The following is an 11,870-nucleotide window of genomic DNA, read 5'->3' as shown; positions in this document are numbered from 1 at the left end:
GTTCAAGATGAAAAAAACAGGGATTTTATTTCTGATAGTTAGTCTCTTACTGGTGTGCGTGTTTATTTATTCCGCCATTACTGGGAGTATTCATGTCACCCCGATTGAATTATTGGAAGGGCTCATCACCGGTCAACATGCACAGGTAGACATCATTAAAGATTTGAGAATTCCCCGCATGATCATCGCAATGTTTACAGGGGCCGCCTTATCTGTCTCCGGTGTACTGCTGCAGTCGGTCATGAGAAATCCATTAGCTGATGCCGGCGTCATTGGAATTTCATCAGGAGCCAGCTTCTTTTCTTTAATGGCGATTACAGCGCTTCCTCAATTTTATTTCTACTCTCCTTTATTTTCGGTATTAGGCGGAGCCATTGCATGTTTCCTCGTGTACGTTCTGTCTTGGAAGGGCGGTTTAAGCCCAATCCGCATGATTTTGGTTGGGATCGCCATCAATGCCATGTTTACTGGAATGGCTGAAGCATTTGTGACCATTTGCAGCTATTTCAATATCACGATCAATCAGTCAGGACAGTCAAATCTCACGATGAAAACGTGGGGAGATGTCCGTTTAATCGGAGTCTATGGCGTCGTCGGCCTTGTCGTAGCACTTTTCTTCAGCAGATGGTGTAACCTCTTGGCTCTTCAGGACAAGACAGCGAAAAATTTAGGATTGCGTGTGACCAGAATGCGCCTTTTGATTTCCATCACAGCGGTATTACTCGCGGCGGTGACAGCTGCGGTAGCGGGCGTGATTGCCTTTGTCGGTTTGCTCATTCCGCACATTTCAAGAAGGCTTGTTGGCTCGGATCATCGGGTACTCATTCCTTTTTCTGCGTTAAGCGGGGCTTTGCTGATTTTGACGGCTGATACGCTCGGCAGGACGCTTGTAGCGCCAAATGAGATTCCTGCTTCTACGATCATGGCCGTGATAGGCGGGCCGTTTCTGATCTTTTTGTTAAGAAGGGGGGACCGTCTCCATGGACATTCGTGAGGTGTCATTCTCATATGACCAGCAGAAGGACATCGTTCAATCGGTCACAACACAGATCGAAAAGGGGAAAATCACAACCATTATCGGTCCAAATGGCTCGGGGAAATCCACACTGCTTTCCTTGATGGCGAATAATCATTGTCCAAACAAAGGGCAGATTCACTTAGACGGACAAGCGCTGAATGCATTTAAGCCAAAGGAGCTGGCAAAAAAGCTGGCTGTCGTCCATCAGCAAAATGAAGCACCGCTTGATTTAACGATCGAACGGGTCGTGGCATTCGGTAGAACGCCGTACCAGACGATGCGCGGGGGTGACAAGGAAGAGGATGAGAGAGCGATAGAGTGGGCACTGTCCAGTACAAAACTAACGGAAAAACGAAAGGTGCCGCTCGCCTCACTGTCAGGTGGTGAGCGTCAGCGTGTATGGATTGCGATGGCACTTGCGCAAAAAACACCGATCCTTTTCTTAGATGAACCGACAACCTATTTGGATATCTACTATCAATTTGACATTCTTGAGCTGATCCGTGAGCTCAATGTCGTTCATGGACTCACGATTGTCATGGTGCTGCACGACATGAATCAGGCTGTCCGCTACAGTGACGTCATCATTGCGATGAAGGATGGACGAATTATCAGTGAAGGACAGCCAAACGATGTGTTAACAGAAGAGAATGTGCGGCACATTTATGATGTGTCCGTCACGATTAGACAGGATGCAGAAACAGGAATGTACATCGTGCCTGTTGGCATATAAAAGCAGGTGAAACAGTGTGAAAAGAGGAAAACGGGTCTGGCAGCGTATGCTGACGATCGTCTGTTTAGGTGTATTCATTTATAGCGGTACAGCCATTGGTTTAGAACTGTTCGGCTATTATCAAAATCGTCAGGTGCTTGCAAAGGCTCAGACGATGTATGGTCAAGAGCAAGGAATGACTGAAAGCCGGGAACCGGGAACCACCCGTACGTCATTTGATGAGCTGCGGAAGGTGAACAACGACATTGTCGGCTGGATCAATATGAAGGACACGATGATTCAGTACCCAATCGTTCAATCTCGTGATAATGCGTTCTACTTAACCCGCAATTATTTAAAAAACGACACCCGGGCAGGCAGTATCTTTATGGATTATCGCAATGACGTCTTGCACGAGAGCCCGAATACTGTGGTGTACGGGCATCGGATGAGAGACGGATCCATGTTCGCTGGACTCACAAACTATTTAAAAAAGGATTTCTTCCATGAGCACCGGACATTTCAGTACGATACGCTGTATCAAAGCTATGAGGCGGAGATTTTTGCCGTGTATGAAACAACGGTGGATTTCGATTATATTCAAACCGATTTTCAAGATCTTGGCGAATATGCGCACTACTTACAAGCTGTGCGGAAAAAATCAATCTATCAAACGAAGACAGACGTGTCCACAGATGACCTCATCCTCACCTTATCGACTTGTGATCATGTGCTTGCACCTAAAAATGGGCGTCTTGTCGTACAGGCAAAGCTAAAGAAAGTTTACTAGAAAAGGAGAGACAGACGGTTGAAATTTTCACATGTGATCTTCGCTGGACTCGTCTTGATGCTTCTCCTCGGCGGATGCAGTCAGGCAGCACCTGTAGAGAAAGGAAGCGGGCAAGGTGCGCTGAAGATAAAGGATTTTACTGGCAGAACGCTGTCGTTTGAAGAATCCCCTCAGCGTATCGTCGCATTATCGACTGGAGACATGAGCATCCTGTATGCCTTAGGCGGTGAGGTAGTTGGCCGTCCGGCCGCCGAATTACCAGACAGCTTACAACAGGCAAAGTCCGTCCAAACAATTGGCACAACGCATCAATTTGATGTAGAGCTCATCACAAGCTTAAAGCCCGATGTTGTGCTTGGGAATGAACAATTAAACAGCAAGGACATCTCTACAATAGATGGAATTGGTTCACAGCTTCTTTTGACAAGTGCCAATTCAGTGAAGGATATTCAGCGTCAAATAACGTTATTCGGGGATTTGCTCGGAAAGCAGCAAAAGGCCAAAGCCCTCAATGAGCAAATCGATCAGAGGAAAAAGCAGGTCAAGCAGCCTCAGAAAAAAGTGAAGACACTCGTTGTATACGGGGCACCTGGCACATATATGGCGGCACTTCCTCAATCCTTAAGCGGAGATTTACTGCACATCGCAGGAGGGACGAACATCGCTGAAAATGAACCGGCACTCGAGAAATTCCCTCAATACGCTCAAATCAATGCAGAAAAGGTCATCGAAGCCGATCCTGATCTTATTCTGCTTATGACTCACAGCAATCCTGAAGATGTGAAAGCGGGCTTTATGAGTGAAATGAAACAGAATGCCGCTTGGCACGATGTGTCAGCTGTCAAAAATGGACACGTCGAGATTCTGCCGAGTGATCTATTTGGGACGAACCCAGGCGCGGAAGTGATGAGAGCGATTGATGAGCTAGAGAAAAGATTGAAGCGATTGTCATCATGAAAATGAATACAGAATTAGATTTTCAAAAAAGACAGTCGAGACGAAAATGGCTGATACCCGGACTATTCATCTCGTTAGTTGTAGGCGCATGCTTAGGGCTTGCATTAGGTTCCGTTCAATTATCGCTGCAAGACCTACTCGCCGCTTTGACGGGATCAGGCCAGCCTGTTCATGAGAAAATTGTGATGGATTTACGCCTGCCGCGTGTTTTGATCGGTTTTATTGTCGGAGCCTGTCTCGCAGCATCAGGGGCGATTTTACAAGGAGTCGTCCGGAATCCACTCGCTGACCCTGGCATCATCGGTGTGACTGCTGGCGGCGGATTGGCTGCTGTGCTCAGCATGATTGTGTTTCCGCAATTTACGTATTTGCTGCCAGCTGCTGCTTTCCTTGGCGCTTTATTAGCGGCACTCGTGGTGTATATGCTGTCATTTGATCAAGGGGTTTCCCCGCTGAAATTGATTTTGGCGGGAGTGGCAGTCAATGCCCTCCTTGGGGCGGTTATGAATGGGTTTATGGTGCTTTATAGTGAGCGTGTGCAGGCTGTTCTGCCTTTTTTATCCGGAGGATTAAATGGACGGAGCTGGCATCATCTAAGCTTCGTGTCGCCATATGCGCTTGCTGGGTTGTGCCTTTGTTTTTTTGCCATCAAGCCGGCAAACCTTCTTTTGCTTGGTGATGAATCGGCGCAGTTACTCGGCCTTAGAGTAGAGCGCACCCGGTTTTTCTTAATTGCGCTGGCGGCGCTTTTAGCTGGTGCAGCTGTAAGTGTGAGCGGCTTAATTGGATTTGTCGGGCTGGTCGTTCCTCATTTTATCCGTCTTTTAATTGGAGATGACTACCGGTACCTGCTGCCTATCTCAATGCTGGGCGGAGGCGTACTTGTGGTTTTTGCAGATACAGCGGCACGGGTATGGTTTACACCGGTTGAACTGCCTGTCGGTATCCTGCTTGCCTGCATCGGTGCACCTTTCTTCCTCTATTTATTAAAAAAGAAAGGGAGGGGTTAAGTTGAATGTGATAGCTATGGATGACGTGAGTCTCAGTCAAGGAGGCTTTCGGCTGTCGTCTATTTCAGCAGCTGTTCCTAAAGGAAGTGTGACAGGAATTATTGGACCAAATGGATCAGGGAAGTCGACTTTTATTAAAGCAGCCGCACGTCTTACATCGATCGAAAGCGGCATGATATACATTCACGATATACCGCAAAAAGAGATGACAGCTCAGGAGATTGCAAAGGAAATCGCCGTTCTCATGCAGACGAGAACAGCCATTCCATCTATGACCGTACGGGAGCTGGTCGCACTTGGACGCAGTCCGCATCGTTCGATCTGGAAAAAGAGCTCGAAGACAGATCAAGAAGCGATTGAGTGGGCGCTTGATGTGACCAATAGCCGCATCAATGAAAACAGAATGCTGCATACATTGTCAGGCGGAGAAAGACAAAAGGCGTATATTGCGATGGCGCTCGCTCAGAAGACAGAGACTTTGATTCTGGATGAGCCGACGACTTACCTAGATATTGCACATCAGCTTGATTTACTAGAGCTGCTCAAACAGCTGAATAAGACGCATGGAATCACCATTTTAATGGTTCTTCACGACCTGCAGCAGGCAGCAAAATATTGTGACCGCCTCATTGCGATGAAGGGTGGTCAGGTTTATCAAATAGGGACACCAAACGAAGTATTAACAGAAAACTTTTTCAAAGAAGTCTTTGGGATTCAGGCTGAGGTTCACTTAGACGGTGAGCATCCGCTCATTATCCCAATCGCTTCGATCCAACAACCAAAGGGAGATGAACAGAAAATGATCATTGTCAACAACCAGGTAAGAGTAGAAAAAGGCAGTGCTGACCACCTCGTCAAGCGTTTTAACAAGCAGGGACAAGTAGAATTCATGGAAGGATTTTTAGGCATGGAAGTATGGGTCACGCAGCAGACAACCGATTACGATGAAGTGACCATTCATACCCGCTGGAATCGAAAAGAAGACTTTGTGAACTGGACAAAATCTCAGGCGTTTGGTGATGCGCACGCTCATGGGAAAGCGAAACCTGAAGGACTATTAAAAAACAAAATTACGTACTACGAAGTGCAAGTCACTAGACCAGCTTTACAGAAAAAAGCCTAAAAAAGAAACATAGCGCTGCGGTTCATGTGCAGCGCTATTTTTTTGCGTTTTTTTACTTTCTGTCACATATCTTTGACAAAGTATTCAAACAACTGACACAATACCATCCAATTTTTAGGTAAAATTTACTTTATTTTTGAAGCGCATGGGTGTAAAGTACAGGTATAAATAACTAACCGAATGAAAAGCAAGAGTAAAATTTCACCGAGTAAACCATTTCAAACAGGCTATTATTTGTGAATCATTGAACAAATAGTGAATATTTTGTGAAGTGGTGAGCATAGTTGTTTCGAATCATTCGGCATGTGAAAGTAAGGGAGGATGTAAGGCTGTGAGTGAGCTGTTTTTAGCAAGATTTCAATTTGCTTCAACGACATTATTTCATTTTATTTTTGTTCCTATGTCAATAGGTTTGGTGTTTATCGTCGCCTTGATGCAGACCCTTTATGTCGTCAAGAAAAAAGAGATTTATAAAAAAATGGCGAAGTTTTGGGGTCATCTATTCTTACTCAATTTTGCAGTAGGTGTGGTGACAGGGATTTTGCAGGAATTCCAGTTTGGGATGAACTGGTCAGATTATTCAAGGTTTGTCGGTGATGTGTTTGGTGCACCGCTTGCCATTGAAGCACTGCTCGCCTTTTTCCTTGAATCTACATTTATTGGACTTTGGATATTCGGCTGGGATCGTCTGCCGAAGAAGATTCATTTATTGTGTATTTGGCTTGTTTCTCTTGGTACGATCTTTTCGGCGTTTTGGATTCTACTCGCCAACTCATTTATGCAAGAGCCAGTTGGATTTGTCATTAAAAATGGCCGCGCAGAAATGAATGATTTTGGCGCTCTTGTAACGAACCCGCAGCTTTGGGTTGAATTCCCGCACGTTCTGTTTGGTGCGCTGGCTACAGGTGCATTCTTTATTGCAGGAGTTAGTGCCTATAAAATGATCAAAAAACAAGAAATCGCCTTTTTCAAAAAATCATTCCAGATTGCCATGGTCCTCGCTTTAATTTCTGGCTTAGGTGTGGCGTTCTCTGGACATGATCAAGCGAAGCACTTAATGAAATCACAGCCGATGAAGATGGCAGCAAGTGAAGCCCTTTGGAAGGATAGTGGAGATCCAGCGGCTTGGACACTATTTGCCAATATTGACACAGATAAAAAAGAAAACTCTGCGGAGATCAATATTCCGTTTGCTTTAAGTTACTTGGCTTATCAGAAGTTCAGTGGAGATGTGCCAGGCATGCTGACACTTCAAAAAGAATATGAAGCAAAGTTTGGCCCTGGAGACTACATTCCGCCAGTGAAAACAACCTTCTGGAGCTTTAGAATCATGGTTGGTGCCGGAATGCTGATGATTTTTGCCAGTATGATTGGCTTGTACTTGAGCTTTAGAAAGAAACTCGAAACGAACAAATGGTTTTTACGCTTCATGGTAGGGATGATTGCGTTCCCGTTTATTGCGAACTCAGCTGGCTGGATCATGACTGAAATTGGGCGTCAGCCGTGGACTGTCTTTGGTATGATGACGACGGCTCAATCGATTTCGCCAAACGTATCGTATGGCATGCTGTTATTCTCAGTCATTAGCTTTACGACGATTTATCTGATTCTTGCCATCTTGCTTGCCTACCTATTCATTCGAGAAATTAAAAAAGGTGCACATTCGGAAGAGGATACAGATCAAAAGGATGAAACGGACCTGTCTACAGATCCATTTGATGGAGGCGCATATCATGGCATATCTTAACGAGATTTGGTTTATTCTTGTCGCAGTATTGTTTGTTGGATTTTTCTTCTTAGAGGGATTTGATTTTGGTGTTGGGATGTCCATGCAGCTGCTTGGAAAGGATGCGCACGAACGCCGCATTTTAATTAATACGATTGGTCCTTTCTGGGATGCGAATGAGGTCTGGCTGATTACAGCTGGGGGCGCTATTTTCGCTGCATTCCCTCACTGGTATGCCACGATGTTCAGTGGATACTATATACCATTTGCGGTTCTCCTCTTAGCGCTCATTGGGCGCGGAGTCGCCTTTGAATTCCGAGGGAAGGTGGAGAAAGCCTCTTGGATCAAAGCATGGGACTGGGTCATCTTCTTTGGCAGTCTGCTGCCGCCGTTTTTACTCGGTGTGCTATTCACGAGTATTTTACGCGGGATGCCAATTGATCAAGACATGAATATGTATGCTGGTTTTACGGATTTTGTGAACCTTTATTCAGTGATTGGCGGGTTAGCTGTGACGGTTCTTTGCCTTCTGCACGGATTGATTTTCGTCACACTACGTACAGAGGGTGATTTAAGAGATCGTGCAAGAAAGCTTGGCAAGCGTGTCCTGCTTATTGCGCTGCCAGTTCTTGTCCTATTTGTCGGTGTATCTATCATGGAAACAGACATTTATACGGTACGCCCGATCATCACCATTCCGTTAACTGTCCTGATTGTGGTTTGTTACGTCGCGGCTCTATTCTTTATGAGAAAAGAACGTGATGGCTGGACATTCTTATTCACAGGTGCAGGCATCATGGTGACAGTGACGATGCTTTTCACTGCATTGTTCCCGCGCGTCATGATTAGTTCAATCAACCATGCGTTTGATCTTACCATTCAAAACGCTGCATCCGGATCATATTCACTGACGGTGATGACGATTGTTGCCATTTCTTTGCTGCCCTTTGTGCTTGGGTATCAAATTTGGAGCTATTACGTCTTCCGTAAACGTGTAAGCGGTAAGGAGCCAATGACCTACTAATGGATAAACGTTTGCTTCAATTAAAAGGAATGAGGGGGCTTCTTGCCCTCTTGGGTATTGTGTCACTCATCCAAGGAGCAAGTATTATTTTCCAAGCACAGTGGCTGGCACATGCCATTACTACGCTGTTTGACGGGAAAAGCCTTTCGCAGGCAACGCCTTATGTCCTGCTGTTTCTTGCTGCCTTTCTGGTGCGGCACGGTCTCACCTTGATTCGGGAGAAGGTCATGTTTACCTACTCTTCCCGAATTGGAGCAGACGTCAGAAAACAGCTGTTAGACCAACTCTTTCGTTTAGGTCCAGCTTTTACAAAGAAAAAAGGTACAGGAAAGCTTGTCACATTAGCGATGGAGGGGATTGCTCAATATCGTCAGTATTTACAGCTATTTTTACCGAAAATGGTGAACATGGCAGTGATACCGGCTATGGTTCTCATCTATGTTTGGACATTAGACGAAACATCTGCCGTCATTTTAATCGTGACGCTGCCGATTTTAATTATCTTTATGATTTTGCTAGGCCTTGTCGCTCAGCGTAAAGCGGCCAAACAATGGAGATCGTATGAGAAATTATCCAATCATTTTACTGATTCTCTCCGCGGCCTTGAAACGCTTCGTTACTTAGGCATTAGCAAAAAACATTCCCGCAATATCGGGGAAGTGTCAAAGCGATATCGAAAGGCGACCATGAGTACGCTGAAGGTTGCATTTCTTTCATCATTTGCGCTTGATTTCTTTTCCATGCTGTCGATTGCAACTGTCGCTGTCTTTCTTGGCTTGCGATTAATTGAAGGAGAGCTTCTGTTATTGCCGGCTCTGACCGCGCTCATGCTGGCACCGGAATATTTCCTGCCAGTACGTGAAGTGGGAAATGATTATCATGCGACGCTAAATGGAAAAGAAGCGAATGAGGCGATGCAGGTCATTTTAGAAGAAAAGGGCTTCCGCGCGCAGGAGACACAATCAGTGCAACTAGATGAGTGGAATGAACAGTCTGCGCTCACGCTGCAAGATGTTAGTGTCCAGCATGATGAACATGCCCCTTATTCGATTCAGGATGTAGACCTCACTGTCAAAGGGAAGAAAAAAATCGGGATCATTGGTGCCAGTGGTTCAGGGAAATCGACGTTAACCGATGTGCTCGGCGGCTTTGTTGAACCGACCTCAGGTCAAATCACGTTAAACGGCCAGCCGCTTGTTCATTTACAGATGAAGGAATGGCAAAAGGAAGTCGTCTATATGCCGCAGCACCCTTATTTATTTCACATGACATTGAGAGAAAACATTCGTTTTTATGAACCGCATGCCACAGATGAAGAAGTGGAAAGAGCTGTCTGTGAAGCTGGATTATCTCAGCTCGTAGCGCAGCTGCCAAATGGTCTCGATGAGGTCATTGGAGAACAGGGAAGAGGACTGAGCGGCGGACAGGCACAAAGAATCGCGCTTGCGCGAACGGTGCTGGGCCAGCGTTCAATTATGCTGTTAGATGAACCAACGGCGCATCTCGATATTGAGACAGAGTATGAATTGAAGAAAACAATGCTTCCGCTGTTTGAAGATAAACTTGTGTTCTTAGCGACACATAGGCTCCATTGGATGCCAGACATGGATGAGATCATTGTCATGGATCAAGGAACGATTGCAGAAATGGGTACACATGAATCATTAATGCAAAGAAAAGGCGTGTATTATCAATTGGTACAGGAGCAAATGGGGGCGGTCACACATGGTCAGTAAAGGCTGGTTTATACCTTATATCAAGGAGAATCAAAAGCTGTTTGCGCTGGTTTTATTTCTAGGGGCAATTGCAGTATTGTCTGCTTCTATGCTGATGTATACATCAGGATTTCTCATTTCAAAAGCTGCCACAAGACCTGAGAATATACTTATGGTATACGTTCCAATTGTAGCTGTACGGACCTTTGGTATTTCACGCTCAGCTGCCCGCTATGCAGAAAGACTGGCGAGCCACCAGCTCATTTTGACCATGATTGAAAAAATGCGTGTCCGTCTGTATGACATGGCTGAACGAAGTGCGAAACAGACAAAGCTGGGTACAGGTGAAATGCTTGGGCTCCTGTCAGATGATGTCGAGAGACTGCAGGACGCCTATTTAAAAACCATCTTTCCATCCATCGGGGCGCTGCTTTTATATGCCGCATCCATTGGGGCACTTGGTCTATTCTCGTGGCCTTTTGCTGGACTGATGCTGCTTTATATGGCACTTCTCGTATTTGTTTTCCCATACGTCACAGTGCTAGTGAACCGGGCGAGACAAATTCAAATGAAAAAAGGCAGAAATGAACTGTACAGCCATTTAACAGATGCAGTCATGGGCGTTAGTGACTGGCTGTTTAGCGGCAGGCAGAAAGATTTTGTTGATGAATATGAACAAAAAGAAGCGAAACTGTTAGCGCTTGAAGCAGCCAAGCACCGGTTTATCCGTCTGCGCCAGTTTTTTGCCCAGCTTATGATTGGAGGAGCTGTCGTGCTTGTCGTGTATTGGAGCGGTTCGGTCGTTCAGTCAGGCTCGATGTCACACACACTGATTGCAGCCTTTGTGCTTGTGCTATTTCCGTTAACAGAAGCCTTTCTTCCACTCTCAGATGCAGCAGGTGATATTCCCGTCTATCAGCATGCTGTCAGCAGATTAAATCATTATGAAAAGCTTTCGTATGAAGGAGAATCTGAGCGCAAGACAGTGGATCAGTCAACCATTTCTCACGATCAAGCTGTCTGTTTTGATCAAGTGTCCTTTGGGTATGATTCGCACCAACACGTGCTAAAGCATCTCTCATTTTCACTGAAGCAAGGTGAATCACTTGCTCTCTTAGGAAAAAGTGGTGCAGGAAAATCGACTATTTTGAAATTGTTAGAAGGAGCTGTCGTGCCAAATCAAGGAGCTGTCAGTATCCAGGGGAAACCGGTAGAAAGCATTCGAGAAACCGTGTCCACCTATGTGTCAGTGCTCAATCAACAGCCGTATTTATTCGATACCTCTGTTTTAAACAATATTCGCTTAGGCTCTCCAGATGCGACAGAAGAGCAAGTAAAAGAAGCAGCGAGGCAAGTGCAGCTGCACGATACCATCGAATCCTTGCCAGAAGGTTATCACACCGGTGTGCAGGAGACAGGGGTTCGTTTCTCAGGTGGAGAAAGACAACGGATGGCATTAGCCCGGATTTTGCTGCAAAACACCCCGATTGTTGTATTAGATGAGCCCACCGTCGGACTTGATCCGCGCACAGAGCGTGAGCTGCTTGAAACCATCTTTCGTGTGTTAAAAGGAAAAACGGTCATTTGGATTACCCATCATCTCACTGGCTGTGAGGCATGTGACCGCATTATGTTTATTGAAGATGGACAAATTGAGATGCAGGGGGAGCATCAGGATTTACTGAGAGAAAACCTGCGCTATCAAAAATTGTATGAGATGGATCGTCCATTTTCTACAATATAAATAAACGAAATAACAAGAACGTTCGGACAGAGATCTCTGCCCGAACGTTTT

At 45.6% G+C, this 11,870-nt stretch carries 10 protein-coding genes; all 10 read left to right on the top strand.

The genetic code is table 11. The annotated features are described in order from the left end of the window. Positions 1 to 7 precede the first annotated feature (7 nt). On the top strand, positions 8 to 994 hold the full coding sequence (locus C6344_RS13435; RefSeq protein WP_106073000.1) for a FecCD family ABC transporter permease: 987 nt from the start codon (positions 8 to 10) through the stop codon (positions 992 to 994). Then, the gene (locus C6344_RS13430; protein WP_034660447.1) at positions 981 to 1,751 is read left to right on the top strand and encodes an ABC transporter ATP-binding protein; all 771 of its coding nucleotides are present in this window, start codon (positions 981 to 983) and stop codon (positions 1,749 to 1,751) included. The genes C6344_RS13435 and C6344_RS13430 overlap by 14 nt, the downstream gene beginning before the upstream one ends. 16 nt (positions 1,752 to 1,767) lie before the next feature. Further along, on the top strand, positions 1,768 to 2,520 hold the full coding sequence (gene srtB / locus C6344_RS13425) for a class B sortase (protein ID WP_066031545.1): 753 nt from the start codon (positions 1,768 to 1,770) through the stop codon (positions 2,518 to 2,520). 18 nt (positions 2,521 to 2,538) lie between these two features. Then, entirely contained in the window at positions 2,539 to 3,477 is a 939-nt protein-coding gene (locus tag C6344_RS13420) for an ABC transporter substrate-binding protein (RefSeq protein WP_106072999.1), read from the top strand. Then, positions 3,474 to 4,487, top strand: coding sequence for a FecCD family ABC transporter permease (locus C6344_RS13415; protein ID WP_106071305.1), 1,014 nt, complete (start codon positions 3,474 to 3,476; stop codon positions 4,485 to 4,487). The genes C6344_RS13420 and C6344_RS13415 overlap by 4 nt, the downstream gene beginning before the upstream one ends. 1 nt (position 4,488) lies before the next feature. Beyond that, complete coding sequence (gene isdG / locus C6344_RS19150; RefSeq protein WP_060597577.1) at positions 4,489 to 5,610, top strand: heme oxygenase; 1,122 nt, start codon at positions 4,489 to 4,491, stop codon at positions 5,608 to 5,610. Positions 5,611 to 5,941: 331 nt separating this feature from the next. Beyond that, positions 5,942 to 7,357: a cytochrome ubiquinol oxidase subunit I gene (locus C6344_RS13405; protein ID WP_060597576.1), complete on the top strand. Its 1,416-nt coding sequence runs from the start codon at positions 5,942 to 5,944 to the stop codon at positions 7,355 to 7,357. Beyond that, positions 7,344 to 8,360 carry a cytochrome d ubiquinol oxidase subunit II gene (gene cydB, locus C6344_RS13400; RefSeq protein ID WP_060597575.1) on the top strand — a complete coding sequence of 339 codons (1,017 nt, stop codon included), beginning with the start codon at positions 7,344 to 7,346 and terminating at the stop codon, positions 8,358 to 8,360. The genes C6344_RS13405 and cydB overlap by 14 nt, the downstream gene beginning before the upstream one ends. Then, a complete protein-coding gene (gene cydD, locus C6344_RS13395; RefSeq protein WP_106072998.1) occupies positions 8,360 to 10,096 on the top strand; it encodes a thiol reductant ABC exporter subunit CydD in 1,737 nt (578 codons plus the stop codon). The genes cydB and cydD overlap by 1 nt, the downstream gene beginning before the upstream one ends. Next, positions 10,086 to 11,819 (top strand): thiol reductant ABC exporter subunit CydC, encoded by a 1,734-nt coding sequence (cydC, locus tag C6344_RS13390; protein ID WP_106072997.1) that lies wholly within the window; start codon positions 10,086 to 10,088, stop codon positions 11,817 to 11,819. Before cydD ends, cydC begins: the two co-directional genes overlap by 11 nt. Positions 11,820 to 11,870: the final 51 nt, after the last annotated feature.

The sequence above is a fragment of the Bacillus sp. GBSW19 genome (genome assembly GCF_002998655.1).
GTDB lineage: Bacteria > Bacillota > Bacilli > Bacillales > Bacillaceae > Bacillus.
This window is presented reverse-complemented; position numbering and strand designations above follow the sequence as displayed.